Here is a 26,416-nt window from a genome sequence, read left to right on the forward strand (position 1 = left end):
TGCTCATTGCGCCGCAAACGCCTTGTCCCTGAGTTTGTCCATCACCAACGCAATAAATGCCGACACCGCCGGCGGCAGATGCTGTCGGCTGGGATAAAGCACATGCAGACCATGGCTGGTGCGCTGGTACCGGGTCAGTACCGGCACCAGTCGGCCATCCCGCAGATCCGAACGGATCAGCGTCGCAGGCAACAACGCGATACCGAGCCCGGCAAGGGTCGCCTTGCGCAACGCCTGTGCGGTGTTGGCATTGAACCGGCTGGCAATGTGTACCTCATGCATCTTCGCGTCCGGCCCGAGCAACCGCCAGGCTGTGACGCCACCGCGATGCGCTGCACTGACACAATAATGGCTGTGCAGGCTCTGCAGTGAATCAGGCGTACCATGAGCGGCAATATAAGCCGGACTGGCGACCATCGTGTCATGGCCTTCATCGATCAGTTGCCGCCCTACGTACCCCGAGTCCTGCAAGGGGCCGCCGCGAAAGGCGATGTCCAGCCGGTCAGCGATCAGGTCGGCGTGATCATCACTGAGCACGAACTCCAGTTGAACGCGCGGGTAGCGGGCAAGAAAACCGGCCACCCAGTCCATCGAGAAAAAGTCGAAGAAATCAGCCATCGCTGCGATACGCACCAGACCACCCGGCTTATCACGCCCTGAAGCAAGCTGTTCTGCGGCCTCCATCACCCCGTCGACCGCGCCCACGCAGCGGCCGTAGAATTCCTCTCCAGCCTGAGTGAGCACCAGCTTGCGCGTCGATCGCTGCAACAGGCGCGTGTCCAGCTGCATTTCAAGTTGCTGAACCCTGCGGCTGATCGTATTGGACGGCATGCCCAACTGCCGTGCTGCCTGGGCAAAACTACCGCTGCGTACCACTTGCACGAACAGGGCAACATCGTTGAGATCGAACGCCACGCCCGGATTCCTCGTATTTATGGATCAGTCCAAGCCAACTATACCGGCTAATCAAGCAATGTATTGACGCTTATTCTTTGCGCTCAGGCATCAAGGCCCAGAGGAGAACGCCATGAACAGCATCGTCAGTATTCGGCCACGCGCCATCGTCCATCGCACGACCGGCAGAACCCGCGGGCCGATCACCCGACTGGTGAGCCCGGGCGATCTGGGTCAATTGTTAAAGCCTTTCGTGTTTCTCGATCGAATCGGCTTCACGTCCGAGCCGGGGAAAACGGGATTCGGCATGCACCCGCATTCGGGTATCGCGACGCTGACCTACATGATCGAAGGCGAACTCACCTATGAAGACACCACCGGCAAATCCGGAGTACTGCTCAGCGGCGGTGTGGAATGGATGAGCGCCGGCAATGGCGTCTGGCATGACGCCCAGCCAGTAAACGGTTCGGCTGTGAGGGGCTTTCAGCTATGGGTCGCACTGCCCGCCGCGCAGGAAAATGGCCCGGCACAAAGCGTATACCTGTCGGCGGAGCAGGTTGCGCAACAAGGCCCGGCAAACGTGCTGCTGGGACGCTATGGCAGCGCACAAAGCAGCCTGCCAGCACCGGAAGGCATGAATTATCTGGCAGTACAGCTCAAGGATGGCGAGCACTGGCGCTACACACCACCCGCAGGCCATAGCGTGGGCTGGCTGGCAGTCAACACCGGACAGCTCGACGCAGGCGGCCCGGTCGGCGCGGGTGAACTGGTGATTTTCGAGGAATCGGATCGCCCCATCGACATCGTCGCCAAGGGTGATACCCACTTCGTGCTGGGATCGGCAGTCAAGCATCCGCACGACCTGGTCACAGGCTACTACTCGGTACACACCAGCAAAGCCGCGCTGATTCAGGGCGAGCTGGAGATAGACCGCATCGGCGCACTGTTGCGCGAGGAAGGCAGGCTCTGATTGAGCAGCAGCCTCCTGTTCGAAGACTGGCTACGCCCTCACCTGGAAAGCGGCGCACTGGAACCGATACTCAAGCCCTGGTGGCAGCGCTTTACCGGGCCGTATCGGTACTACCCGGGGCGCCGCTACCTGCCCTCGCCGCTGAGGGCTTTCATCGACTTTATCAATACGCCCTGAGCCGCAGGCGGCATCAGCTCATCGCCACAACCGGACCCACGCCACGACGCGCTGGCGCGGCCATGGCGAACAACTCATCGACGCGTCTGACTTCATCCGCACTCGGTTTTATGGCAACGGCACAGGCAACGAAGATGCCCGCATTGAAAATCAGACCGACGATGCCACTGGTCAACGAGCCCAACGCCGGAATGTCATCCGGGTAGACCGTGGTCAGCACGATGGCGATCACGATCCCCACCAGCATGCCGGCAATCGCGCCCTGCTTGTTGCCATGACGACTGAACACGCCGAAGAACAGCGGCACGGCCAACTGGATGATGCCCTGATAGGAAATCTGCGCCAGCAATTGCAGGCGGGCGTAGTCGAAGGTCAGGTAGGCCAGCAATGAGGCCGCCGCAATGAATACCACCATGCCGACCTTGGCGAGAATGGTCTTCTCGCGATCACTGCGTGGCTTGCTCCAGGTCGCCAGGTCATTGGCAAACTGCGTACCGCACACCTGCACGCAGCCGTCGACATGGCCGATACTGGCCGCCAGTACGATCATGATTGCCACGCCAAGCAGCCATGGCCCGCCGATATCGAACAACGACAGGAACCAGCCGTGTTGCGGATGAGCCGCGACATTCGGGTCCTGGCTGATTGCTGCGGCGAAGAGCATCAGAATGCCGTAGAAGCCGCCGACCAGCAGGATGGTCAGCAGCGTGCCCTTCTTTACCGAGCGCACGCCGCTGGCGGTATAGATGCGTTGAAAGCTCATCGGCCAGCACATCGAGCCGATCACGCCAGTAAAGATCAGGCTGAACATGTACATCGGGCCATAGGTACTGCCTGCTCCGCCGGGGATTACCAGCATGCTGGCGGGCAGCTGCGACAGGTTGCTGAACGAGGCCTGCGCGCCGAACAGCAGGAAGATGCACAGCGCGGCGCACAGCACATAGGCGATCAGCCCCTGATACATGTCAGTCATGATCAGGCCGCGCATGCCCATGCTCACCGTCCAGTACTGACGAATCAGGATCACCGCCACGCCGACCAACAGGCAGGTGGTCACGCCCCAACGACCGAAGCTGGCGAACTGGAAAAGCGTCGCGAGGGCCTGAATCCCCATCACCACCCAGGGGAATACCGAGATGATGCCGATGATCGAAGCAATGCGTTTGACCACGGGACTGTTGAAGCGCATGCCCAGCAAATCCGGTTGGGTGGTCAGGTTGAAGCGCTTGCCCCAGGTCCAGGCACGATTGGCCATCAGGTACATCGCTGTCACGCCAAGCGTGGCGTAGACCATGCCATAAAAGCCCAGCGCGCCACCAACCGACAGGGCGAAAAACGCCGTGAACGTTGCGCCTGGCCACCAGGAGTTGGTGTAACACATGGCGATGAACCACGGCCCGTAAGAGCGGCCACCCACCGCGTAATCGGAAAAGCTCTCGCTCTTGCGGTTCGTCGCGTACAGCACTGCAATCATGCCCGCCAGAAATACACCGATCAGGCCGAAGGTGATGTAAAGATCCGAAACCATAGTCGTACTGATCATTGCCCGTCCCCCTCTTGTGGAATTTCACCCAGCAGCGACTCGACCACGTAGAGCATCCACAGGCCCAGCCCCATGAGCACCGCGATCAGAATCCAGTAGAAGATCGGCAGCGGAATGCCCAGCACCAGCACGGCGCTGCCGCTGACCTTGAGGTAAAACGGCGGAAACAGCGCCATCATCAACAGCGCGAAGAAGTACAGGCCAAACACCAGATTCTTCAGGCGGCCGGGGGTAGAAAGGGACGGAACGTTACTCATGGAGTGCTCCTTGAATTTCAGGATCTGGCTATGGATAAGTGATCGGATAAAACTCAAGCAGTGAAAGAAACACGCGGTTACCCGCTACTTTTTTATTATTGAAGTACTTGTTTTACGTGTTCGAAGGCTCACAGGACGAGATCGACTCAGACCTGCCGCAGCCAGGTTTCCCATTGCGAATCATTGATGATGCTGCGCGCGCGCATGTGCTTCCAGGTGCCGTACTTGTAGAAGTCGAAGTCCAGTTGCGACACCGCGTGCTGCACCATCGCCCAGGTCGACCATTTGATATCGGCCAAGGCTTTGTTGAGCTTGATCCGCGCGACGGTTTGCGCGCTGACCTGGCCGAAGTAATCCTCGATCAGCGCCAGCTCCATGTCGTCGCTGAAAAACATCTCGCCAAACCACAGCGCCAATTCGTAATGGCGGTCGTTGTTGGAGGCATACTCGAAATCCACCAGACGAATCTGGCGATCCGCGTTGAGCATGAAGTTGCCTGCCAGCGTGTCGTTCATGCACGGCGCCAAGTCGATCCCGGAAGCTTGCAGCGCAGCTTTTGCGCGCTGGTATTGCAGGCACAACCAATCGTCATCCTGAGGCTTGATGCCCTTCAGTTCCGCCACTTGGCTCTGATGCTCGGCGATCATGTCGAATACGGTCTTGGTCTGTTGCAGCAACGGTTGATCGTTGAATGCCTTGAGCCCGTGCAGGGCACTGTGGCGTATGTCGCGCTGCAGAAAGTCATGGTTGGACGACGCCCGCCAGCCCTCCATGAACTCGAACACCTCGACACCAAAGGCTTCGAGGAAGGCGAAAACCGGTGCGCCATAACCGGTTTGCGCAGCCTTCACACTGGCCTCGTGGGCGGTGTGACGGTCGATGAACATCTCTGTGCCGACGCCTGGCACCTTGAAGAAGTACGCCGTGTCGGCGCCCTCGACCTCGACCCGCCAGTTGGTGTTGGAGATGCCGCCACTGACAGGCTCATAGTCAACGCGGCGCCCCTGCCAGCTGTCGATGCTGCGCACGGCGGCTTCCAGTTGTCGCTCCTGGGTACTGACCGACTGCCCTAACGTTTTCATGCTCTACCCTCCTGAACCTGACGCATCCAGCCTTCCAGCCGCGGGTCCTGAACGCATTGTCGGCAACGCAACAGCGTCCATTGACCGACCTTGGAAAACTCCAGTGGCCGCGAGGACGTGGTACCGGCCCAAAGCCCCCACAATGTCCAGTACCAGTCGTTGATCAACGCATACAGACGGCACACCGCGTAATCGATTTCCAGGCATTGCCCGGCCCACGCGCTGATCCCTTCGCGCCACTGGCGCTCGAACGAATAAAGCTCATTGAGGGTCATCGCCACGTCGTACCACGGGTCCATGCAGCCACCGTAGTCAAAATCCACCAGACGCAACTGGCCTTCGCTGGACACCATGACGTTGCTCGACACACCGTCGCCGTGCAGCGGAGCCGCTTGCACGGAGCGGCTCTGCAGCGCCTGCCAGGCCATGTCGACGCAACGGTCGATCCATTGATGCTCGGCAGGCAGCGCAACGTTATCGTGCTCGCACAGTGTGCGCAGGCGCTGGATATCCGCCATCGGTGAACGCACCACATCAGGCACAGGTCCGGCATGCACCTGCCGCTTGAGTGCCCACAGCGCTTGAAGCCGGCCGGGTGCGAGCAGATCGTCGAGCCGCGCAGCTCGCCAGTCGACACCCAGGTCCTCGAAGATCAGCACGCCATTGGCCTGGTCTGCGCCAAGGAGCCGCGGTGCCGCTGCGCTACGGCCGGCACATTCGCTGGCCTGGGCTACGTTATCGAAATCGATCAGTGGCGCCATGTCGGCATGCAGAACCTTGACGTAGCAAGCGCCCTGCGCGCTGCTGACCCGAAAGCCGGCCCACTCGGTCGACAATCTCGAGGGCGAAGCCACGCCCTGGGTAACGTTCTCGATCTCGGCGTCTGCCGCGAACCCGCAGGATGTCAATGCGCTGCGCAGGCGTGTGGTCAAGTCGTCGGCATATGACATGGTCAGCCCCTTAACCAAATGACGCAGATGAGGTGCAAGCTCGATGCAACAGACCGGTCAGCATGCGCAAACCGTTGTGCATGTCCTGATCGCTGGTGTACTCGGCCTCGTTATGGGAAACGCCATTGCTGCTGGGGATGAACAGCAGGCACACGGGATAGCGCCTGTTCAGACTGATCGCATCGTGACCGGCCACGGTCATGCTGTCGGTGGTCGACAAACCCAGCTCGGCGCCTACGTCATGCGCCAGTCCAGCGAACCCGTCATGCAGCCTGGCAGGTGAGCGCAACACGCTGCTTTCCACTTCAAACGATGTCATGGTCTTGTCAGCGATCGCGCTCAGCGTTGCATCCAGGCGTTCCGAGGCAGCGCTCAGCAGATCGACATCGCGGGAGCGGTACTCGATCAGCAGCGACACCCGCGAAGGCACCACGTTGGGCGAATTGGGGTAGACCTCGATACGCCCTACCGAACTGTGCATCTGCACGCCGTGCTGCAAGGCCTCGTCATGCACCGCAGTGATGGTGTGTGCGGCGGCCAGCAACGCATCCCGGCGCGCGGCCATGGGCGTGGGGCCGGTGTGATTCTGTTCGCCGTCGAAACGTACCCGCCTTTTCAGGGCAGCCCAGGTCTCGCGCACCACGCCGATGGCGGTCTGGCTGCTTTCCAGGCCAGCGCCCTGCTCGACATGAATTTCGACATACCCGGCAATGTTCAAATCAACCCGGTCGTTGCCCAGATAACCGATGGCCTGCAGGGCGTCCTTGAGCCGGATGCCGTCGCCATCGCGGCTTTCCCAGGCGTTATCCAGCGTCAAGGCACCGGTGAACACACCGCTGCCGATCAGGCTCGGCTGAAAGCGCGCGCCCTCCTCGTTGGTCCAGTTGACGACCGCCAGATTGCAGCGCGGGACATTGCCACGTTCACGCAATTGCCGCGCCAGACTGGACACCGCCACGGCACCGGCAAGCACGCCGTATACGCCATCGAAACGCCCGGCACTCGGTTGGCTGTCCAAGTGTGAACCGCAGAGCAGATAAGGCGCATCGGGATCAAAGGTCATGAGGCCGAACAGGTTGCCCACCGCATCGATGCGAACTTCGAAGCCGTGCGCTTCGAGCCAGTCCCGAAACAGGTCACGTACCTGACCGTCTTCAGCCGAGGCCGCCAGCCGATGCAGGCCACCGGCCGGTGTCGCACCGATGGCCGAGCTTTGCCGAAACAAGGCTTCGAACGCTGCCAGATCAGTTGCGCTCGGCTCGATCAGCTCAGGAATAGAGGGTGTCGACATGATCTTTCTCCAGGCGTGTCGCAAACTCGTCGGATAGCGCGCGATTGGTGACCAGGGTCGTGATCGCGGCAAATGGCAGGGTGTTGATAAAGGTGCGATGACCGAACTTGCCATCGTCGGCCAGCACCACACTGCGCGTGCAGTGCCTGACCAGGGTCCTGCGCAACATGGCTTCCGGCTCCTGGTAATCCATCAGGCCGAAGTCCAGGTCAATGCCGCCGATGCCCATGAAGGCAATGTCGTAGTGAAACTGCCGGGCGAATTCCAGCGTGTGGGGGCCGATCAAGGCGTTGTCGGTGCGCCGCACATCGCCTGGCGCAACCAGAACCTGATTGTCGCTCTGGTGCGATATCAGCTGGGCGATGTCCAGCGAATTGGTGATGATCTTCAGCTGGCTGAACCGGGTCAGTTGCTGGGCCAGCGCCAGCGTCGAGGTACCGGTGTCGAGAAAGATCGCCATGCCTTCACTGACCAGCTGCGCAGCACGCACAGCGATGCCCGCCTTGGCGCGAGGCTTGAGCCTGCTGCGCTCCTGCAACGGCAATTCTTCGCTGGACCTGGGCAGAATGGCACCGCCGTGAATTCGCCTTAACCTGCCCTCCTCCTCCAGATGCTTGAAGTCGCGGCGGATGGTCTCTTCGGAGACGAACAGCAATTGTGCAAGGTCCGACGCCTTGACCCGCTGTTGTTGAACGAGCAGGCGCATGATTTCGTCCAGACGCGGCTGATTGAGCATGGGGGTGACATTCCGTTGCAAAGTGATGACTCCAGTGTCCGGGCCCTTGGGCCGCTGATCTGCGTGCAAGAGCGACATGTCTATTGCCCCGAAACCGGTGGCAGGTGCTGATCCCAGGGCGCAATGGCTTCTACCGCAGCACAGAACTGCAGCACCTGGGCATCGGCAAAGCGTGGGCCGACGACCTGCAGACCGATCGGCAGTCCTGCGCTGCTCCGCCCACAAGGCAGATTGGCCGCAGGGTTGCCCGTGATGTTGAAAGGGTAAGTGAACGGCGTCCAGCGCGCCCAAGGCACAGCGCCGTCCTGCCCGGCATAGCCCACAGGGGCGACATCGTCTGCGGCAAACGGCAGGATCGGCAGGGTGGGCATGAGCAGCAGATCGTAATCGTCAAACAGCGCGTGCACCTGATTGGCGAAGGCCGCTCGCTGTTGCAGGGCCTGTAGATAATCACTCAGGCTGTACTGGGCAGAGCGCTTGATCAGATCGGCAAAGCCCGGATCGAGCTGGTCCAGCTTCTGCGCAAGCGCCTTGCCATAGGCAATACCGCGCCCGGCGACCCACAGGGTTTCGAAGGTTGCCAGCGGGTCCTGCCAATCCGGCTTGAGCGTGCTGACGGTAACGGGCAGCGACCTGGCGATATTGTCCACGGCGGCATCAACCGCTGCAGCGACTTGCGCATCGACCGGCGTGTCGAACAGTGTCGGGCAGAAGCCGATGCGCAAGGGTTTCAGCGGCTGGTCGCACCGGGCCAGAAAGGATTCGTCGGGGGCTGGCAGCGCCTGATGATCGAGTGGATCGGGGCCTGACAGAATGTCGAACAGCAACGCGCTGTCGCGCACGCTTCGGGTGATCGGCCCGGCATGACTGAGCATTTCGGTGGCCGACCAGGGCCAGGTGGGAATACGCCCCAATGTGCCCTTGAGGGCAAATGCGCCACAGAACGAGCCCGGTATGCGTACCGAGCCGCCGCCGTCCGAGCCCAGGGCCGCAGGAACCATGCGCGCCGCCACGGCAATGGCTGAACCGGAGCTGGAGCCGCCGCTGGTGAGGCTCGGGTCCCAGGGGTTGCGCCCATTGCCGAACACCCGTGACGTACTGGCGCCCGTCCAGCCGAACTCGGTGGTCGCGGTCTTGCCGAGAATAATCGCGCCAGCGTTTTTGAGACGACGGATGATGGGTGCGTCATGAACCGGCACCGACTCCAGCGCAGTCAACGACCCCCGTGTGGTGCGTAGCCCGGCAGTGGAAAAGAGATCCTTGATGCCAAAGGGTATGCCGTGCAGCGGCCCGCGTACCTCACCGCGTTGCAGTTCGGCTGTCATGCTTGCGGCCTGTTCAAGCGCGGCCTCGGCATACACATCACCGAATGCATTCAATGTGGAATTGTGGATTTCGATCGCTGCCAGGCACAACTCGGTCAAACGTATCGGCGTCAGGCCCCCTTCGCGAACAAGCTTGGCAGCTTCAATCACGTTAGGCATGGAAGATGGCTTGGACTCAATCAAAGCAGATACCTCTCAGACACTTATGCGCAATGCACGGCACCAACGACTGTCGGGGCATTACATTCAGCAGCCCCTGATGAGTCAAGTGGGTTTTGTTGGATATATTGAATTTGTGGTTTTAAATTTTGTAACAGCACCGTCACGGTGCCAAAAAACGCGCAAAACGCTGCCTCGCCCAATTGCGGTGCGCGATTAAAACCAGAAAAGAAGGGGGGAAAATCAGCCAGAAAGGACTGCGCCTGTCAGCGGCGCAGTCCTGTCATTGAGATCGGTCTTTCAGATCAGCGATCAGACCGCCAGATCATGGGCATGGAACTCGCTGACGCCGACCAGCTGGATTTCAAAGTCCGCATGCAGGTCGCCGTTGACGTTACCGGACAGCACATGGTCAGCGAAACGCAGCTGGCCAGCGCCGGTGAACTCGCCGCTGCCGATGAAGCTGAAAGCATCGAGGGCTTTGGTGTCCACGTTGGCATCCATCTTCAAGAAGCTCAGTTTGTCGCCTTGCTGGCTATTGAAGTCGGTAATCACGTCGCTGTTGTGGCCTTTGCCCATTTCCGACAGGTTGTTGAACACGAAACGGTCAGCGCCGCTACCGCCAGTCATGATATCGGCGCCCTGACCGCCCACCAGTTTGTCATTGCCGGCGCCGCCGAACAGAACGTTGTCCGCGTCATTGCCGGTCAGGGTGTTGTTGCGATCATTGCCCAGCACGGTGAACGCACCCTCACCTTTGAGGTGGACATTCTCGAAGTTCGCCAACGTCCCGGCATTGAGGTTGATGACCTGGGCAATGGGCGAGGTATTGTCGTAGGTGATCTTCAGCGTATCGATGCCCTGATCGGCCTTTTCCTGAACCAGGTCCAGTTCGCCTGCCTGATCGATGACGTAGGTATCGTTGCCCAGCCCGCCGATCATGGTATCCAGACCGCCGCGGCCATTGAGCACGTTATCCAGTTCGTTGCCGATCAGCGTGTCATTGAAAGCGGAACCTATGGCGTTTTCGATGTGCGCCCCGTAGGCGATCGCCAGACCGGAATTCATCGATGTCGGTGCATCAGGGTTCGCGTTGTAATCGAGAAACGCCTTGCCGATGGTGCTGAACTCACCCTCGTTGAGGTTGATTTTCACCGATGCCTCCTGATTGCTGGCATCAATGGTGTCTTTGCCGCCAGCGTCCCAGATGGTCTCGAATACCGACTGCCCAGGTGCCCATTTATAGACGTCGTCGCCGGTGTGATAGTGGGTGTTGGCACCGTATATAAACTGCATGGCCGCGATATCGAGCAACATCGGCGTGGTGGGCTTGAAGCTGTAATTGTTGGTGTAGCTCATGATGGTGTAACGCGCATCTTCGAATTTGGCATCCAGCAGAACATCGTTGTACTGCGAGGCTTCGAACGAATGCTTCAAGCCCAGTGCATGACCGGTTTCGTGCATGAACGTGAGGTAATCATCCGTGCCCTTGGCAGGATCGGCCGCGTTGACGTTCGGCCCGATCCAGACATCGCCGGAGCGACCCAGCGTACCCGGCGCATAAGCCTGGCCAAACTCGGTGCCTTGCAGGCCCTTGAAGCCGCCGAACCGGATGTCTCCGACATTATCGGGGGTGTCCTGAACTTCGGTGAACTTGATATCTGCCACTGCACTCCAGGCATCCAGTGCGCTTTTTGCGGCTGCCGCCTGGGCGTCGGTCAGCGAATAGGCATCGCCCGGTTCCTGAGAGCGACTGTAGTCATTGGCATAGACAGAGTCAGCCTTATGAAAACTGTAAGTCAAATGGGTGCCGGACGAATCCCCGAGCCAGAATGGCCCCCATAGCAGACTGGTGACTCGATCGTCGGGAGCTCCCTCGGGCAGAAGTTCGGCAGGACTTGATTCATTTGGGCCGGGCATTGGCGTTGCTCCAGAAGAATACGGACGTTATTAATGGGCTCACGATCTTTGCCAAGGCAAAAACCGGACGGCAGTTTATTACACAGCACGTACAATATGGACATAATAAGTTACAAATGCCGCATTCAGAAAGGCCCGCTCGTTACTCTCGACACCTGCAAACTTCTTATGTCGAGCGAACTTTAATTTTTATTACGAGTGTCATTTAATATCACCTCGATATATAGGATTGAAAGAGTCGGCGCCAACAGTAAGAAGTGACTGTTGCGAGGGTATTCGAGCCCGATCATGACGCCCTGAGAACTGCGCCCGATTGCCTCACTGTATGTCGACCGAGTAGCCCGAATAAGGGGGACACCGCTCAAACCTGCGCACGCCGAGCTGATTTATGCGGTGTATACCTTGCTGCGCTCTATGGATCATAGGCATCATAAGACCTATTTCATCCGATCGCGGTGCGCCCCATGACCCACCACCCTGCGCCACTTCCCGCCAGCGAGGAAGAACGTGTCCTGTCCCTTGAGCATCTCAAGATACTGGACAGTGCTCCCGAGCAAGACTTCGACGACATTGTGCTGCTCGCCACAACACTGTGCGACGCGCCCATTGCGCTGGTCTCGCTGGTTGACCGAGAACGCCAGTGGTTCAAGGCCTGCATCGGCCTGGACGTGCAGGAGACGCATCGCGACCTGGCATTCTGCGCCCACGCCATCCTGCAGCCTTCCGATGTGCTGGTGGTTGAAGACGCGACCACCGATCCTCGCTTCAGAGAGAGCCCGCTGGTGCTGGGGCCTCCCTACATCCGCTTTTATGCAGGTGCGCCGATTCGTACGGAGGCCGGCCATGCACTGGGCACCGTCTGCGTGATCGATATCTGGCCGCGCGTACTGAGCGACCAGCAACGTCGTGCCCTGCTGGCACTGGCGCGGCAAACCGCAGCCCTGATGCAATACCGCCTGGTTTCGGAGCAGCGTGACCAGCACGCCGCCGAACTGGCGCTGGGGCTCGAAAGCTCACAGAGCCAAAGCCTGGCGCTGGAGCGCAACCTGCGCCAGTCGCAACGGGTGTCGTCGCTGGGCATGCTCACCGCTAGCATCGCTCATGACTTCAACAACCTGCTCCAGGCACTGAGCGCCAGCCTGCAACTGATTCGCATGCGCTCACGCCGCCCGACCGACGTCGAGACGCTCAGCGATACCGGACTGCGAGCGGTGGATCACGGTCGCCAACTGGTGACTCGCCTGCTCAACAGCGTTCGCCAGGACGGTTCCGAACTGATCTGCATCGATGTCAGCGAACGGATCGATGCCGCGCGTGATCTTCTGTTGCGTTCGGCGGGCGACACGCTGGAGCTGTCATTCGACCTATCCGCCCGAGGCTGGGGCGTGTTGTGCGCCGAAGCGCAATTGCATACCACCTTGTTGAATCTGCTGAGCAATGCGCGTGATGCAATTTCAGGCCCCGGCAAGGTGCATATCTCGACCCGGCTGGAGTCCGTCAAGGACGACCCGCAATTCCCGGAAGGCGATTATCTGGTACTCAGCGTGAAAGATAACGGTCCTGGCATGACCGCCGAGCTCAAGGAGCAGATGTTCGAACCCTTCTTCACAACCCGAAGTTCGGACCCGGGTGCCGGGCTTGGCCTTGTTCAGGTGCAGGAGTTTGCGGTAAATGCCGGCGGAGGCGCACGCGTCGAAACAGCACTTGGAAGCGGCACTACCGTGCATCTCTACTTGAGAATACTGGGCCCGATCAGTGCAACGAATGCACCAGCCCATATAACCGAACAATAACAACGGCTCATCGCCCGCGAGGCGTGGTTACTTCAGATACCCGTTAAATAAAAATGGCCGAACATTCACTGTTCGGCTTTTTTATTTTCTAACCCGCTTCATCCTGTCGCCGGGTGCCTCAAGGCCAATGGCGTCGTATGACCGCGTTGACCACTGGCTCAGCGTCAACCTTTAGCAACAGCGCATGAAAATCCGCCCGGGTGTTACGCAGGTGCTCGCGCGCGCCACTCCATCGCGTCACGACAGAGGCCAGAATCTCCACTGCGCCGGGCGCATCGCAGCGCCAGATCCCGGCATCACCAAACAGGTCGGCAAATGTCTCCCAGTGTTCATGCAACCGCGTCCGGGCGCCCGCTTCGAGCAGCCTCTCCAGATCATCGTCGGAACCTGCCAGCCAGCGCTGCGGGTAATCAATGATCCCGATGGCGGCGTAGCAATTGGCTGCAATGTAAACCAGCGCGCGTAGCGCTTGAGCACGCTGCGCGGACTTGCCAGGCAGAAGTCCGGAGTCGGGGTGCTCCAGGCCCAGATGAATCAGGATCGCAGCACTTTCAGTGAGTACCGTGCCATCGGCCAGCAACAGCGTGGGGACCTGCATCAACGGGTTGACCCGCCTCAACGCCTCCTTGCCAGGCCCCTCTTCCCACCCACAGGCTTCGCTCAGGGTAAAAGGCACCGAGCAACGCCGAAGCGCTATCTCGATCGCAGCCGAACCCGAACCTTGCGTGCCGAAAAGCGTGTACATAGCAGTGCTCCTTGCCAGGTGCTGCAGGCTCGCTCCGCGCAGTCATACTGACGGAGGAGCGAACAAATGGGCGTGCATGAAATCAATGAAGACTCGCAGGCGCAGCGAAAGATGCTTGCTGGACGGCCAGAGCAATCTGAACGTTCCGGTATGCACCGTGTAGTCATCCAGGACAGGTATCAGCTCGCCGTTGCGAATGGCCGATAAAATCATGAAGTCCGGCAGACAGGCAATTCCCAACCCGGCCCGCGCGACGTCCACCAGAATCTCGGTGGTATTACACACCATGGCCTGGGGTAACTCGAGATCGTCGACGCCTGCCTCACGGCGCAGCGGCCAGTGTTCAAACCTTCCAGTGGAAGGAAACTTGTGCAACAGGCAGGCGTGCTGACTCAGGTCCCCAGGATGCCGGGGTATACCGTGCCGGGCAAAATAGTCCGGAGCGCCGACAACGCGCAACTGGAAACTGCCCATCCGCTTCGACATCAGCCCCGAGTCACCGGGATCGCCGGTGCGTAACACGATATCGAAGCCCTCCTCGATGATATCGACCATGCGGTCGGAGAAATCGATGTCCAGTTCGATATCGGGATAGGTACGCATGAAGTCGATGATCACCGGCATCACCAGTCCGCTGACCAATGGCAAACTGATCCGCAACCTGCCCTTGGGCAAGTCTCTGGCATTGCTCAACTCCATTTCCGCCGCTTCCAGCTCCGACAGAATCCGCCGGCAACGCTCCAGGAATATCGAGCCTTCCAGCGTCAGGGCGATACTGCGCGTACTGCGATGAAAAAGGCGGACGCCGAGGCTCTCCTCCAGACGGCCAATACTCTTGCCGATCCCCGACGAAGAGATGCCCAGGCGTTTTCCGGCCTGGGTAAAACTCCGCGTTTCAGCAACCAGAACGAACACGGCGATGCTTCCGAGCGATTCCAATACCCACTCCTATTCAGGACAACCCTGTCCTATACGTTCGGAACATAAGCCTGTTTTTGTTTGCGGGCGCAACCCCTAATCTCGCGGCAGGGCGATCGCTCTTGGATAAACGCGTGCACCACGGCAAAACCCAGGCACGCTTCACAGGGACATTGCACATGACCACAGCACACAGGGTTCAAACACAGCCCACTGCAGGACGATGGGGGCAACTGCTCGCCGCTTGCCTGACCGGCATTCTGATCCCGTTATGCTTCACGGGCCCTGCCGTGGTTCTGCCGTCGATAAACCAGGCACTGGGCGGATCAGCCGTCGAGCTGACCTGGGTTATCAACGCCTACATCCTGACCTACGGCAGCGCGATGATGGCCGCCGGGAGCCTGACGGATATCTACGGCAGAAAACGCGTCTGGCTGATCGGGCTGGCGATATTCGTGCTCTCCACCTTCGCCATTCCGGCAGCCTCCTCCGTCGTCCAGATCGACCTGCTCAGACTGGTTCAAGGCCTGGGCGGTGCAGCAGCGTTCGCCGGGGCGATGTCGTCGCTTGCCCAGACCTTTCATGGCGCAGAGCGCACCCGAGTCTTCAGCCTGCTGGGCACCACCTTCGGTATAGGTCTGGCCTTCGGCCCTCTCGCAGCCGGCTCGCTGGTGGATTCGGCAGGCTGGAAATGGTCATTCCATGCGACTGCACTCATCGGCGTAGCGGGGTTCCTGCTGGTGCTGTTCAGCGCCGCCGAGTCAAAGGATCCCGACGCCACAGGCATGGACTGGCCGGGCGCAATCAGTTTTACCGCAGCGTTGACCCTGTTCACTTATGCCGTTCTGCTCGCCCCTGAAGAGGGTTGGACCGATCCATTGGTGATGGGTGGCATCATCGGCTCACTGCTGCTGTTCTGGGTATTCATTGCGGTGGAGCGGCGCGTCGCCCGTCCCATGCTGGATCTCTCGTTGTTCAAGAGCGCGCGCTTTGTCGGCGTGCAGATTCTTGCAGCCACTCCCGCATTTTTCTTCGTCGTGCTGATCATCATGCTGCCAGCGCGCTTCATCGGCATCGACGGCCTCAGCGCCCTGGAAACCGGGCAGATGATGACTGCCCTGGCCGCGCCCCTGCTGATCGTGCCCCTGCTTGCCGCGCAGCTGGCACGTCGTTTCACGTCAGGACTGCTGTCCGGCGTCGGGCTGCTGCTGGTGGCGGCCGGCCTGTTATGGCTGGCGCTGGCACTGGACAGTGGCGCGATCAGGACAGCGTTGCTGCCGATGGCCTTGATCGGTATCGGTATCGGCCTGCCCTGGGGGCTGATGGACGGCATGGCGATCAGTGTCGTCGAAAAGGAACGCGCCGGTATGGCCACCGGCATCTTCAATGCGGTACGCGTTTCGGCAGACGGGATCGCTATCGCAATCGCCGGCGCCCTGCTTGCAACGTTCATTCAATGGGGACTTTTCGACGCACTCAAGGGTGTCTCACCTGAGGTGGTCACCGAAGCGGCCAACCGCGCCGCCCTGGGCGACTTGCACAATGCGACCAGCCTGCTGTCCGGCCAGGCAGCGTTGCTGCATCAAGAGTACGTCAGTGCCTTCCGCAACCTGCTGTTCATTCTCAGCGCCGCCACCGTGCTGACGGCCGTGGCGGTCTTTGCGCTGCTTGGTCGCGTACGCGCTCATGAAGAACCACCCGTAGAGCCCTCCAACACGCTTGAACTGGCGGGCGAAACCAAGTGAGTCCCTATGAAATACCAGGCGCAAAGCGGCATCCCGCCTTTGCAAAGGTGTTCGCGCCGGGTCATCTCACGTTCGGGCTGATTGCGCCTCTGGAGGGCTACCCCGACTCCGCAGCACCGACCATGAAAGACCATCTGGCCCTCGCCATTCAGGCCGACAAGGCCGGTTTCGCCGCGCTGTGGCTGCGCGACGTACCGCTTCTCGATCCGGGGTTCGGCGACGCCGGTCAAGTGTTCGACCCTTTTGTCTACGCCGCGCTGCTGTCTGCCGTCACCCGGCAAATCTGCATCGGCACGGCAGGTATCATATTGACGTTGCGCAATCCGCTGATGGTGGCCAAACAGGCGTGCAGCGTGGACGTGTTGCTTGAGGGACGCTTCCTGCTGGGTTTGTCTACAGGGGACAGGCCAGGCGAATATCCCGCGTTCGGCGAGCATTTCGACACCCGCGCGGAACGCTTCAGGGACGGCGTCGAACTGCTGCACGCGGTGACCGAGCAGTCTTTTCCAGTGTTCAGATCGCGCCATTACGGACAACTCAATGGCGCGCTGGACCTACTGCCGAAACCGCTTTTCGGGCGGCTGCCGATGCTTGCCATCGGCCGCTGTCAGCAGGACATCAAATGGCTGGCCAATCACATGGATGGCTGGATATGGCATCAGAGCGGCTTCGACACCCTGCCTGAAGTGATCAATCATTGGCGCAGTGCCAATGAGCAAAGGCACTTCAAGCCCTACGGCTATGCGACGTTCTTCGATCTGGACGAGAACAAGGACGCGCCGATGAAAGTCGGCCGAGGAATCAGTACCGGGCGCAACGCCCTCATCGCCCTGTGGCAGCGTCAGCGGGAACAGGGGGTTTCGCATGTGGCGCTGAACCTCAAGCCCCTGAGGCGTCCGGCCACAGAAGTGTTGCAAGAGCTGGAAGAGTATGTGCTGCCGTACTTCCCGACCCGCCGGGGTGATCATGCCTGACCGAATACTTCATCGGCACGGCCACCGCAGGTTCAGGATGTAGCAAGGACGAACGATTCAACTACCGACCTGGGAGGTCACGATGCGCGCTGAAAAATCCTATCCGATAAAAACCAACCCGATGCGCAGCAGCCCGAACAAGATACAGCTGGGTGTTTTCTCCACCAATACCGAGGGTGGCTGCACCGTCACCAATGCGCCTGAACGCCTGCGCGGAGACGATTGGGCTGGCAACCTGGAAATCGCCCGGATTGCCGACGATGCGGGGTTTGAAGCCTTCATACCGGTAGGCCGCTGGAAAGGTTTCGGCGGTACCAACAATACTGGCGGTGTCTGTTTCGAAACCTATACCTGGGCTGCCGGGATTGCAGCACTGACCAGTCAGATCGCCGTGTTCACCACCTCGCACCTGCCCACCGTGCACCCGCTGTTCGCGGCCAAACAGGCGGTGACCATCGACCACATCAGCGGCGGGCGCTTCGGGCTGAATATCCTTTGCGGCTGGTATGGCGCGGAAATGCGCATGTTCAGCGGCCACATGATGGAGCACGACAAACGCTACGACTACGCGGAAGAGTGGCTGCACATTGCAAAAAATGCTTGGGAGCAGCACACCCCGTTCGACTTCAAAGGCGAGTATTTCAACATCTGCGGCGCAATCTCGCAGCCACAACCCCTGAATAAACCCTACCTGATCAATGCCGGAGGGTCGCCACGCGGCAAACTGTTCTGTGCAGAACATTGCGATGCCGCGTTCCTGATCGTCAAACATCTGGACGGCGAACAAGCGGTGCGTGAGCAGATTGCATCCTACAAGGACCTGGCGAAACAGAAGTTCGGCCGTGACATAAAGATATGGTGTTATGGCTATGTGGTGCAGAAGGACACGCAAGAGGAAGCAGACGCTTACCTGGACTATTACGCCAATCAGGTGGGTGACGATGAGGGCTGCGACATCATCACCGGCGAGCTGGGTATCCAGACCGGCATTTTCACCCCCGAAGACGCCGTGCGTTTCCGTTTCCACTTCAAGGCCGGATTCGCCGGGGTACCACTGGTGGGCACACCCGAGAAGATCGTGGAGCTGTTCAGGAAATATTCTGACTGGGGGATCGACGGCATTGCCCTGACGTGGCTCGATTACCACGAGGGTATAAAGGACTTCGTGAGAGAAACACTGCCACTGATGGAAGACGCGGGCCTGCGTGAATCCAGAGGTGTGGAGGCGATTGCTTCGAAGGTGTCCGCAGAAGTAGCCTGATGGCCAGGCCGCCCTGGCAGTGCTGGCCAGGGCGGCCTTATCCGGACAGCTTAAAGGGCCAACATGCGTTGCGGATTCAACAGAGTCACCTCGGTGCGGCGCTCGCCGCTCAAGCCGAACGCGTCGAACCACTGCCCGCTCAGCGACAGCCACTGGTGGACATCGATCTGACTGGTCTGCCCCAGGTCCGAGCTGTAGACCACATTGCCGACATGACTCAACACATCGCTGAAATCCTGCCGATCCTGATAGCCCAGCAGGTACGTCAGTGCGGTCTGCTCGATGTAGACCGATGGCTCTGTGCCGATCAGCGCAAGCTCGGCCGCGTCTAGACCGGTCAACGGATTGGCAGGCTGATTGAGCATCAACCTTGGCACACCGATCCGCAGCGCTTCGTCGATCAACGTCCTGACTTCATTGGCATCGGCATGCCCGGTCGAGATCACCAGCGGATAGTCGCGCGCCATTCTCAGAATATCCAGCGCCTGTGGTGTCAGGCGGCCGTTCTCCGATGTCACTCTGGCAGGCTTGATGGGCTTGTCCCGCAACAGCGGATGACTCAGGTTGCGGGCCAGCGTGCTGGCATGCGTCCTGCCGGTCACGGTTGGCAAGTGAACCAGGAAACGCCCCGGCTCATCGCCACGCAAACAGAGGCTGCGCTCGACCACACGGTAGTCGATGCCGCCGGCAATCTCGTTCAGCACCACCGAGCCGCTGACCGGAAAACCCTGATCGCGCGCTTCCCACGCCTGGGCTGCCGTACACCCCAGATGATTCTTCAGCACCACCCTGCCCTGTGCCCGCGCGTAGCACCTGCCCGCCTCGATCGCACCATGACGACGAATGAACGCGTCAGGATTGGCGTGGTAATGCACATCGATGAAGTTCAGCGCGTCGACCTGGCTCATTGCACACACTCCTGGCGGGTCATCAGGAACGCGTCGATGCTGTCCAGCACCTGCTGCAAGTCATCCGCCAGCGGACGCATCCCGCCCCCCTCCACGCACAACGAGCGTTGCTTCCGGCCACGGGTACGCAGCACATTGCGCACGCCCACCAACTGCGACTTTTCGCCGAACACGCTCAACACACGCCCCTGGTAATCGAGCAGGCATTCACTGAGATCCACACCAGCCAGCAACCGGAAACCCACTGTCAGGCGCTGCCCCTGCATCGAAAGCGTCGCGTCACTCTCGTGGCCGGCTGGGTCCGCTCGTTCATGGACCTGCCCGTCAGGCAATACCAGATTGTCCAACAGATGCCTGGCTTGCTCGACATGCCCCTGTTCGGCCAGGTCTGCCATATGTCCCAGCCTGGAATCGAGTAATCCGTCGGCCTTGGCGGGAGAAGACAGCAGCAGCAAGGCAGGTGTCGACTGCAGAAATGAAGTGCCTGCCAGTGCCTGCGCCAATGCACCGCCCAAGGCGACGCCGACCAGTACATCCGGCACACCCCAAGGCTCGAGCGCGCGGGCCCAGCGCTCGGTAAATGCGCCAAACCCCTCACCCGGCACGACGGGCAGCGACAGGGAATCAAACACCGTGACCTGAAAACCGGCCGCGGTGAAATGCTCGATCAGCGGTTGGGCAAAACCACCCTCGTCCCAGACCGGCATCACCGGTGACAAAATAAAGACGCGCGAATGCCCGACACCAAAGGTCCGACAGGTCATGCAATGACTCATGGCTTTTGCTCCTGCAAAAAGGACAAGACCCGCCTTGTCGAGCGGGTCCGGTCGTTGCTCCATCGTGAAGGCTCAATCGTGACGGATCAGCGGGTCGTGCGAAGGCGTTCGACACTGGCGGCATACCCGCGCAAGGTCGACTCGACAATCAGTTGTGCGGGCAGCACCTCCTTGATCAGGTCCGCGACTTCGCCTGCCCAGATGGCCCGGATACTGACATCGTCGGCTGCCAGCGCGGCTTCATAGTCCAGACGCAGTTGACCGGCTGAGGCAGCGAAAGCCTGCTCCTCACCCACCCAACTAGCGGAAAAGTCATTGCCGATCACACGCCCGCTGTAGCCCTCGGGCCAATCGATGCCGCGTACCTGATCGAAGATCCGGGTTCGCACCGTATCGCTCGCGACCGCCTGCAGCAGTCGTTGTTTTACCCGTTCGGAAGGCAGTGCCTCCTGCGAAGCCAGAAAGCGCGTGCCCATCATCACGCCGTCCATGCCCAGCGCCAGCGCAGCAGCCATGCCACGCCCATCGGCGATCCCGCCAGCACCGATCAGCACGACATGCTCACCCACAGCGTCGCGGACCGCCGGAAACAGCGGCAATGAAGCGCGGCGCAAACTGTGACCACCCGCCTCGGCACCTTGCACGATCAGCGCATCGGCACCGGCGTCCAGTGCTTCAAGCGCCTGATCGACGTCATGCACCTGAACGATGACTTTGGCATTTGCCTGATGGATGGGCCTGACGAAAGGACGTACATCACCAAACGACAGGGCAACCACCGCCGGACGATACTCCAGCGCCAGAAGAAGCAATTCGAACTGTTTGGCCACGGTAAACATGACCAGGCCGACGCCCCAGGGTTGCTGCACCTCTCGCATCATCTCCAGTTCACGCGCCATCCATTGCGGGTCGCCGTAACTGGCACCCACCAGGCCGAGACCACCGGCACGGGAAACCGCGGCCGCCAGACGCCCGCCGGAAGCGCCGCCCATGGGCGCCAGAATCAGCGGGTGGTCAATGCCCAGAAGTGAGGTCAGTGCTGTATTGATCGTGGTCATCGCATAATCCCTGTGCAATCCGAGTGAATATCAGACGAAGGCGGCCTGTGCGCCGCCCTCTTCTGCCGGTCGTGGCTCAGCCAGCCTTTTGTAAGGCAATTTCAGGGGTGATGTACTCGGCCACGTTGTACAGGTGATATTCCCAAGTGCCGGTTTCTTTCAACCGGGAGTAGCGCGACAGAAACTCTGCGTCGGTAAACAGCGACTCGAACTGGCTGCGATCGCTCCATTGCGCCTGATTGATGACGGTCTTGCCGTCGATGCTTTTCATCAATCGGCTCCATTTGAAGGCACTGTAAGTGCGTGCCACGTAACTGACCGTCTCTTCAAGAATCTGAATGGCCAGATCCTGAGCCCCCTCATTTACCTGTACGACATTGATCAGATAAACCGCGTTGTCATCGGTGACGGATTGAGCGTCGAACAATTCCATTTTCATCATCATTTCCATTCAAGTGGGAAGGCAGATCGGTTCACGCCTGCGAAGGCATCGCGACGCTGATTTTTTCAGCGTCAGTCAGCCAGGGCTGGTCGTAGCGATAGGTGCTGCGGGCTTTTTCCAGCGTCCAGCCGGCTGATATGGCTTCGATGATGCTGCGCTCCGTCTGCTCGACCGCCTGGGCACGGCGTACGACCTCGACAGCCAGTTGCTGGGGAATCACAACGCACCCGCTGCCATCACACACCAGAAGGTCGCCGGGCCGGACCGTCACGCCATCGATGAGCAGAGGCACTTGTACAGCCTGGAGTTGAGCGCGGTTCTTTGCCGACTGCATGAAACGCCCGCGACTGAACAATGGGTAACTGCACTCGATGACCGTATCGATATCGCGTGCCACGCCATCGATCACGGTGCCCTTGATGCCATTGGCCAACGCGAAGTGGGTCATGATGTCGCCCCATACCGTGCAGTCCTGGCGTCCGTTGTTTGAGGAAACAATCACCGCACCGGCCGGTACATGATCGATATAGTTGGCAGCCCCCTTGAAGACCGCAGATGCATCGACCGGCTCGTACTGCACGGTAAACGCGATGCCCACGCAACGAGTGCCAGGGACTTGCGAGGTAATCCCTGAAAGCCCGCCGTCGATCCCCAGGCTGTCCAGCGCGTCAGACAAGGACGCAGTGTCGAGATGTTCACATGCCTCCAGCACGGCTTGCGCAATGGGTACAGCTTCAAAGTGCGCTGACATGACGTTCTCCCTGTGCTGCAACCTGTTCGTTGCCATACCCGAACGTGCGGGACTGCAACTCGATGCACTGTTGAACGATCGCTTCGCCCACCTGAGCCGTGGTATGGGAACCGCCGAGGTCATATGTGCGTGTGGATGTGCGAGAAACCAGGCTGACGGCCTGGCTGATACACGCCGACTCGGCCGGGAACCCCAAATGCTCCAGCATCAGCGCGATGGCCATGAACATCGCGCCGGGGTTGGCCTTGTTCAACCCCGCATGGGCAGGCGCGCTGCCGTGTACCGGTTCGAAATAAGCCCCTGAATTGCCGAAGTTGCCACTGGGCGCAAACCCCAGACCTCCCATGACTCCGGCGCCGAGATCGGAAAGAATATCGCCGAACATGTTCTCGGCAACGATCACCCCGAAGCGCTCGGGACGCTGCACCATCCACAGAGCAACCGCATCGACATTCTCGATGACCCCGGTCACGTCCGGATACCGCTGAGCTGTTGCTTCGAAGATGCCCCGTGCAAAGGCGCTGCTGTGCCGCAGGACCATGGGTTTGTCGACAAACGTGACCCGCGTGAAGTGGTTCTTGCGGGCGTACTCGAAGGCGTATTCGAAAATACGCGTCAGGCCACTTCGCGTCTGCAGGCGCAACGTCACGGTTGCATCGTCCTGCCCTTCTCGCTGCCACGCCGCGCCGAGGGCTTCCCGCTCTTCGAGCAGCGGCACCAGTGCATCCGGGATACAACCGAAGTCCAGCCCCGCATAAAGCCCTTCGGTGTTTTCCCTGATCACGACAAAGCGAAATCTGTTTTCGCCAGTCATGTCAGTGACCGGGCGGACATTGGCGTACAGGTCGAGATTCTGCCTGAGCTGAATGACCGGACTGACATAGCGGCGGTTCTGGCCCTGAAGCGCCAGTGGCAACTCTGCTTCGGCCTCTGCCAGAGGTTTGCTGGTGATTGCGCCAAGCAATGTCGCATCGCAACTGGCCATGATCTCCCAGGTCCGGGCCGGAACGGTTTCCCCCTCGGCCCTCCAGCACTCCCAACCGATGTCCGCCGCAATCAGATCGAACGGCAGGTTCAACGCCGCAATCACCGGCAGCGCCGCCTCCATGACCTCAATGCCGATCCCGTCACCGGGCAAGACACAGATGCGCTTTCTGAGCGTTTGAGTGGTCATAGCGCGACTCCTTTTGCGCTGTTCGACAGGCCGCTGGTCGACAACACCGCTCGCGGCGCAAGGCGCGCCACCTTGTCTTGCTGATACATGACCTCGATCGCTCGGTACTCGGAGGTCAGCTGAAAGCGCTCGAGGGTGTCCCGCACGCGTTGACTGCTGTCATAGGGGAAGTTGTAAGTGCCCAGAATGACATCCATCAGCGGGCTGGGCATATTGTTGTGCGGTACCGCGCGGGCCGTGGCTTCCGACAGTTCCATCACTTTCACCAGGTCATAACCATGACTGACGCCCGTACGCTCCAGGTAGGCAACCAGCATACTCAGGTGAAGATTGCCGGCCCCTTTGCCCATGCCGCATATGGACGTGTCGATGTATTCAGCGCCGGCTTCTATGGCGGCCGCTGCATTCGCCAGCGCCAACGACAGATTGTTATGCGCGTGAAAGCCCAGCGGCACCAACAGCCGGCTTGAGAGACGACTGAACAGTCGGTCTACATCGGCTGGCAACATGTGGCCATTGGAATCCGCACAGCAAACGATATCTGCGCCGGCCCCCTCCGCGCGCACTGCCGTATCAAGCACGCTGCCTGGCGTCTGCGAGGTGACATGCGTCACATTGGCGCTGACACTGAAGCAGTAATCGCGAGCCAGCGACAAGGTCACAAGCCCCTCATCCAGTTGATCGCGCCTCAAACAGACGCGGATCATCGAAACGCCCTGCTCCTTGAGCATGGCGAAGTCATCCGTGGTGATGTTTCTGGGGTGAACCATGACGGCCAGTTCGATACGGCCGTTGGCCGCCTGCGCAATCTTTTCAATGAAGCCTGCGCCTACATCACTGGTCAGACCGTGCTCGCCTTTCGGGGCGAAGGATCCTTTGCAATAACCAATTTCGCAGAGGTCGACACCCGCACTGGCCAAGCCAGCGACCACTATCTGCGCCTGATCTTCTGTGAAGTTGAAGTTGTTCCGATAACCACCGTCACGCAAGGTAACGTCGAGAATTTTTACGTCGGCCATGAGAATCTCCGGCTGTCCTTAGGGTGTCATCAGGGTGCTTGAGATGATCTTGCCACTGCTTGAGTTTTTATAATTATCCAACAGCGCGCCATCTAACAAACCTTGCCGAGCCGACACCTTAACGTCTCGGAGTTTCGAGTCATGAACTGCTCCACTCGACATTGATCCTCGTCAAAACAGCCGAACTTGTAAACTGTCGATATTTGATGAGGGGATGGGAATTTTTTCACCGCAAGACTGTTTTACCGCCAACATGACCAGCGCGAACTCAGGCCTGGCTAGCGATAACAGCTTTCCACATAATTCATGGCAGCCTGGATGGAAGCCACCGCGCGCAGGTCTTCATGCACGCCCAGCCAGACATCAACTTCCAACGGAGCCGACAACTCCACCCGGCACAGGCGATTATTGTCCTCTACGGCAAAACTGGGCAGTAACGCGATGCCCACACCGGTTTCCGCAGCACGAATTTGTAACTCCACTGTTTTGGCCTCCAGCACAAAGGGCCGTTCACCGACGATATCCCTCAGCCAACCATTCTGATTGTCACTCATCAGTTCATGGTCATAAGCAATAAACTCATAATGCTCCGGGAGGCGTTGCTCCAGATAAAAACGTGCGCAATAAAATGAAAAGGAAGCCGTGCCAATACGCCGCGCGACAATGCCGCTTTCAACAGGTTTGGAAAACCGTATACACAGGTCAGACTGGCAACTGGATAACGACGAATACTGGTGATCGCCCAACAAGCGCAACATAATGCCGGGATGCATCGCCCGAAATGCCCCCAATTGCGGCACCAGCTTCTCGACCGCCACCGACGGCGGCGCACTGATGGTCACCTCCACACCCTGCGCTACCTGAGCCGCAACCGCGAGACGGCCAACGGCCTGGGTCTGCGCCTCGATCTGTCGCCCGATCGCCGCCACACGCCGTCCCTCATCAGTCAGTTCATACAAACGCTTGCGACGGTCGACAAGCTTTACATTCAGAGACCTTTCCAGCGAAGCGATACGGCGCGAAACAGTGGCGTGCTCCACACCCAGCATCCTTGCAGCGCCACTCAGGGAACTGACCGTGGAAAACATTACGAAGTAACGCAGGTCCTCCCAGTCAAAACAGATCCTGGGTTTTCTGAACAGGTTGTTAACCTCGAAGGTAGTCGATCCATCCACTGGAGTCATTGTCATCCAAGCCTTATCCTTATGCGGTTCGTGCGAATAGGTAGTTCTGTTATGTTTTAAACCGAGCATTGGCAGGTGCGTAGAACGATAAGGATAAGGCTGACAACTTCCTCAGGCCCGGACAGCGAGCGGGCGCCGCTGGGTAGTTTAGTTTATCAGGGAGTGGGTATTGCGGAGTGGGGTTCGGATGATTGGGGACGGGGGTGTCCGGAGTGGGGTTGCTACGGATAACAAGTGACGAAATTAAAAACAAGCCGTCTGCCAGAACAGGAAAATGCTGTCTATACGTATTGACTGATCAAGGAAATATTTATTTGATGCCCCTGCTATAAATCAAAAATGAGTCTGTAAACTGCATGTTTAT

At 59.5% G+C, this 26,416-nt stretch carries 24 protein-coding genes and 1 pseudogene; 6 read left to right on the top strand and 19 right to left on the bottom strand.

Annotation, left to right across the window (positions count from 1 at the left end):
• Positions 1–3 precede the first annotated feature (3 nt).
• Positions 4–915 carry a LysR substrate-binding domain-containing protein gene (locus tag GE543_RS02785; RefSeq protein WP_371927077.1) on the bottom strand — a complete coding sequence of 304 codons (912 nt, stop codon included), beginning with the start codon at positions 913–915 and terminating at the stop codon, positions 4–6.
• Between the two features lie 112 nt (positions 916–1,027).
• On the opposite strand from GE543_RS02785, the gene GE543_RS02790 reads away from it, so the two are divergent.
• A complete protein-coding gene (locus GE543_RS02790; protein ID WP_153220584.1) occupies positions 1,028–1,864 on the top strand; it encodes a pirin family protein in 837 nt (278 codons plus the stop codon).
• Between the two features lie 15 nt (positions 1,865–1,879).
• Positions 1,880–2,041: pseudogene (locus GE543_RS02795) on the top strand (LysR family transcriptional regulator); the annotation flags it as partial.
• A 13-nt stretch (positions 2,042–2,054) separates the two neighbouring features.
• On the opposite strand, the gene GE543_RS02800 reads toward GE543_RS02795, so the two are convergent.
• From GE543_RS02800 to GE543_RS02835, 8 genes are all read right to left on the bottom strand, one after another.
• Positions 2,055–3,584 carry a sodium:solute symporter gene (locus GE543_RS02800; protein ID WP_024650406.1) on the bottom strand — a complete coding sequence of 510 codons (1,530 nt, stop codon included), beginning with the start codon at positions 3,582–3,584 and terminating at the stop codon, positions 2,055–2,057.
• Positions 3,581–3,841 carry a hypothetical protein gene (locus GE543_RS02805; protein WP_003315392.1) on the bottom strand — a complete coding sequence of 87 codons (261 nt, stop codon included), beginning with the start codon at positions 3,839–3,841 and terminating at the stop codon, positions 3,581–3,583. Before GE543_RS02805 ends, GE543_RS02800 begins: the two co-directional genes overlap by 4 nt.
• A gap of 146 nt (positions 3,842–3,987) precedes the next feature.
• Entirely contained in the window at positions 3,988–4,923 is a 936-nt protein-coding gene (locus tag GE543_RS02810) for a choline kinase family protein (RefSeq protein ID WP_003411386.1), read from the bottom strand.
• Positions 4,920–5,873, bottom strand: coding sequence for an aminoglycoside phosphotransferase family protein (locus GE543_RS02815; protein WP_153220586.1), 954 nt, complete (start codon positions 5,871–5,873; stop codon positions 4,920–4,922). The genes GE543_RS02810 and GE543_RS02815 overlap by 4 nt, the downstream gene beginning before the upstream one ends.
• 10 nt (positions 5,874–5,883) lie before the next feature.
• Positions 5,884–7,164, bottom strand: a complete 1,281-nt coding sequence (locus GE543_RS02820; protein WP_153220588.1) for a Zn-dependent hydrolase — start codon at positions 7,162–7,164, stop codon at positions 5,884–5,886.
• Positions 7,142–7,900: a DeoR/GlpR family DNA-binding transcription regulator gene (locus GE543_RS02825; protein WP_003315397.1), complete on the bottom strand. Its 759-nt coding sequence runs from the start codon at positions 7,898–7,900 to the stop codon at positions 7,142–7,144. Before GE543_RS02825 ends, GE543_RS02820 begins: the two co-directional genes overlap by 23 nt.
• A gap of 80 nt (positions 7,901–7,980) precedes the next feature.
• The gene (locus GE543_RS02830; RefSeq protein WP_153220590.1) at positions 7,981–9,384 is read right to left on the bottom strand and encodes an amidase; all 1,404 of its coding nucleotides are present in this window, start codon (positions 9,382–9,384) and stop codon (positions 7,981–7,983) included.
• Positions 9,385–9,696: 312 nt separating this feature from the next.
• Entirely contained in the window at positions 9,697–11,304 is a 1,608-nt protein-coding gene (locus GE543_RS02835; RefSeq protein ID WP_153220592.1) for a M10 family metallopeptidase, read from the bottom strand.
• A 464-nt stretch (positions 11,305–11,768) separates the two neighbouring features.
• Between GE543_RS02835 and GE543_RS02840 the strand changes: the two genes are divergently transcribed.
• Positions 11,769–13,097 carry a sensor histidine kinase gene (locus GE543_RS02840; protein ID WP_003411400.1) on the top strand — a complete coding sequence of 443 codons (1,329 nt, stop codon included), beginning with the start codon at positions 11,769–11,771 and terminating at the stop codon, positions 13,095–13,097.
• A 118-nt stretch (positions 13,098–13,215) separates the two neighbouring features.
• On the opposite strand, the gene GE543_RS02845 is transcribed toward GE543_RS02840, so the two are convergent.
• Positions 13,216–13,842 (bottom strand): glutathione S-transferase, encoded by a 627-nt coding sequence (locus GE543_RS02845; protein ID WP_153220594.1) that lies wholly within the window; start codon positions 13,840–13,842, stop codon positions 13,216–13,218.
• 42 nt (positions 13,843–13,884) lie between these two features.
• Positions 13,885–14,781: a LysR family transcriptional regulator gene (locus GE543_RS02850; RefSeq protein ID WP_003417451.1), complete on the bottom strand. Its 897-nt coding sequence runs from the start codon at positions 14,779–14,781 to the stop codon at positions 13,885–13,887.
• Between the two features lie 158 nt (positions 14,782–14,939).
• Between GE543_RS02850 and GE543_RS02855 the strand changes: the two genes are divergently transcribed.
• From GE543_RS02855 to GE543_RS02865, 3 genes are all read left to right on the top strand, one after another.
• Positions 14,940–16,505, top strand: a complete 1,566-nt coding sequence (locus GE543_RS02855) for an MFS transporter (RefSeq protein WP_153220596.1) — start codon at positions 14,940–14,942, stop codon at positions 16,503–16,505.
• The gene (locus GE543_RS02860) at positions 16,502–17,479 is read left to right on the top strand and encodes an LLM class oxidoreductase (RefSeq protein ID WP_003422992.1); all 978 of its coding nucleotides are present in this window, start codon (positions 16,502–16,504) and stop codon (positions 17,477–17,479) included. The genes GE543_RS02855 and GE543_RS02860 overlap by 4 nt, the downstream gene beginning before the upstream one ends.
• Before the next feature lie 82 nt (positions 17,480–17,561).
• Positions 17,562–18,740, top strand: a complete 1,179-nt coding sequence (locus tag GE543_RS02865) for an LLM class flavin-dependent oxidoreductase (RefSeq protein WP_003411417.1) — start codon at positions 17,562–17,564, stop codon at positions 18,738–18,740.
• A 50-nt stretch (positions 18,741–18,790) separates the two neighbouring features.
• Here the strand turns inward: GE543_RS02865 and GE543_RS02870 are convergent, their stop codons facing one another.
• The 8 genes from GE543_RS02870 to GE543_RS02905 all read right to left on the bottom strand — a co-directional run bounded on the left by GE543_RS02870 (position 18,791) and on the right by GE543_RS02905 (position 26,058).
• On the bottom strand, positions 18,791–19,648 hold the full coding sequence (locus GE543_RS02870) for a DUF6282 family protein (RefSeq protein WP_103695597.1): 858 nt from the start codon (positions 19,646–19,648) through the stop codon (positions 18,791–18,793).
• Positions 19,645–20,424: a hypothetical protein gene (locus tag GE543_RS02875; RefSeq protein WP_153220598.1), complete on the bottom strand. Its 780-nt coding sequence runs from the start codon at positions 20,422–20,424 to the stop codon at positions 19,645–19,647. Before GE543_RS02875 ends, GE543_RS02870 begins: the two co-directional genes overlap by 4 nt.
• A gap of 86 nt (positions 20,425–20,510) precedes the next feature.
• Positions 20,511–21,482 carry a nitronate monooxygenase family protein gene (locus GE543_RS02880; protein ID WP_003394687.1) on the bottom strand — a complete coding sequence of 324 codons (972 nt, stop codon included), beginning with the start codon at positions 21,480–21,482 and terminating at the stop codon, positions 20,511–20,513.
• A gap of 76 nt (positions 21,483–21,558) precedes the next feature.
• A complete protein-coding gene (locus GE543_RS02885; RefSeq protein WP_003315407.1) occupies positions 21,559–21,921 on the bottom strand; it encodes an antibiotic biosynthesis monooxygenase in 363 nt (120 codons plus the stop codon).
• 34 nt (positions 21,922–21,955) lie between these two features.
• Entirely contained in the window at positions 21,956–22,675 is a 720-nt protein-coding gene (locus tag GE543_RS02890) for an RraA family protein (protein ID WP_103695595.1), read from the bottom strand.
• A complete protein-coding gene (locus tag GE543_RS02895) occupies positions 22,659–23,849 on the bottom strand; it encodes an isocitrate/isopropylmalate dehydrogenase family protein (protein WP_046235329.1) in 1,191 nt (396 codons plus the stop codon). The genes GE543_RS02890 and GE543_RS02895 overlap by 17 nt, the downstream gene beginning before the upstream one ends.
• Positions 23,846–24,868 carry a nucleoid-structuring protein H-NS gene (locus GE543_RS02900; protein WP_153220600.1) on the bottom strand — a complete coding sequence of 341 codons (1,023 nt, stop codon included), beginning with the start codon at positions 24,866–24,868 and terminating at the stop codon, positions 23,846–23,848. Before GE543_RS02900 ends, GE543_RS02895 begins: the two co-directional genes overlap by 4 nt.
• A 278-nt stretch (positions 24,869–25,146) precedes the next feature.
• Positions 25,147–26,058 carry a LysR family transcriptional regulator gene (locus GE543_RS02905; RefSeq protein WP_017279619.1) on the bottom strand — a complete coding sequence of 304 codons (912 nt, stop codon included), beginning with the start codon at positions 26,056–26,058 and terminating at the stop codon, positions 25,147–25,149.
• Between the last annotated feature and the right edge of the window lie 358 nt (positions 26,059–26,416).

The sequence above is a fragment of the Pseudomonas sp. SZ57 genome (genome assembly GCF_009495975.1).
GTDB classification, from domain to species: domain Bacteria; phylum Pseudomonadota; class Gammaproteobacteria; order Pseudomonadales; family Pseudomonadaceae; genus Aquipseudomonas; species Aquipseudomonas syringae.

Excerpts from the sequence above, each read along its gene's own strand:
- GE543_RS02855 (WP_153220596.1), top strand. The coding sequence starts at position 14,940 with ATGACCACAGCACACAGGGTTCAAACACAGCCCACTGCAGGACGATGG.
- GE543_RS02810 (WP_003411386.1), bottom strand. The coding sequence starts at position 4,923 with ATGAAAACGTTAGGGCAGTCGGTCAGTACCCAGGAGCGACAACTGGAA.
- GE543_RS02885 (WP_003315407.1), bottom strand. The coding sequence starts at position 21,921 with ATGAAAATGGAATTGTTCGACGCTCAATCCGTCACCGATGACAACGCG.
- GE543_RS02870 (WP_103695597.1), bottom strand. The coding sequence starts at position 19,648 with ATGAGCCAGGTCGACGCGCTGAACTTCATCGATGTGCATTACCACGCC.
- GE543_RS02800 (WP_024650406.1), bottom strand. The coding sequence starts at position 3,584 with ATGATCAGTACGACTATGGTTTCGGATCTTTACATCACCTTCGGCCTG.
- GE543_RS02875 (WP_153220598.1), bottom strand. The coding sequence starts at position 20,424 with ATGAGTCATTGCATGACCTGTCGGACCTTTGGTGTCGGGCATTCGCGC.
- GE543_RS02900 (WP_153220600.1), bottom strand. The coding sequence starts at position 24,868 with ATGGCCGACGTAAAAATTCTCGACGTTACCTTGCGTGACGGTGGTTAT.
- GE543_RS02865 (WP_003411417.1), top strand. The coding sequence starts at position 17,562 with ATGCGCGCTGAAAAATCCTATCCGATAAAAACCAACCCGATGCGCAGC.
- GE543_RS02890 (WP_103695595.1), bottom strand. The coding sequence starts at position 22,675 with ATGTCAGCGCACTTTGAAGCTGTACCCATTGCGCAAGCCGTGCTGGAG.
- GE543_RS02815 (WP_153220586.1), bottom strand. The coding sequence starts at position 5,873 with ATGTCATATGCCGACGACTTGACCACACGCCTGCGCAGCGCATTGACA.
- GE543_RS02835 (WP_153220592.1), bottom strand. The coding sequence starts at position 11,304 with ATGCCCGGCCCAAATGAATCAAGTCCTGCCGAACTTCTGCCCGAGGGA.
- GE543_RS02895 (WP_046235329.1), bottom strand. The coding sequence starts at position 23,849 with ATGACCACTCAAACGCTCAGAAAGCGCATCTGTGTCTTGCCCGGTGAC.
- GE543_RS02790 (WP_153220584.1), top strand. The coding sequence starts at position 1,028 with ATGAACAGCATCGTCAGTATTCGGCCACGCGCCATCGTCCATCGCACG.
- GE543_RS02905 (WP_017279619.1), bottom strand. The coding sequence starts at position 26,058 with ATGACAATGACTCCAGTGGATGGATCGACTACCTTCGAGGTTAACAAC.
- GE543_RS02820 (WP_153220588.1), bottom strand. The coding sequence starts at position 7,164 with ATGTCGACACCCTCTATTCCTGAGCTGATCGAGCCGAGCGCAACTGAT.
- GE543_RS02845 (WP_153220594.1), bottom strand. The coding sequence starts at position 13,842 with ATGTACACGCTTTTCGGCACGCAAGGTTCGGGTTCGGCTGCGATCGAG.
- GE543_RS02805 (WP_003315392.1), bottom strand. The coding sequence starts at position 3,841 with ATGAGTAACGTTCCGTCCCTTTCTACCCCCGGCCGCCTGAAGAATCTG.
- GE543_RS02840 (WP_003411400.1), top strand. The coding sequence starts at position 11,769 with ATGACCCACCACCCTGCGCCACTTCCCGCCAGCGAGGAAGAACGTGTC.
- GE543_RS02880 (WP_003394687.1), bottom strand. The coding sequence starts at position 21,482 with ATGACCACGATCAATACAGCACTGACCTCACTTCTGGGCATTGACCAC.
- GE543_RS02830 (WP_153220590.1), bottom strand. The coding sequence starts at position 9,384 with ATGCCTAACGTGATTGAAGCTGCCAAGCTTGTTCGCGAAGGGGGCCTG.
- GE543_RS02825 (WP_003315397.1), bottom strand. The coding sequence starts at position 7,900 with ATGCTCAATCAGCCGCGTCTGGACGAAATCATGCGCCTGCTCGTTCAA.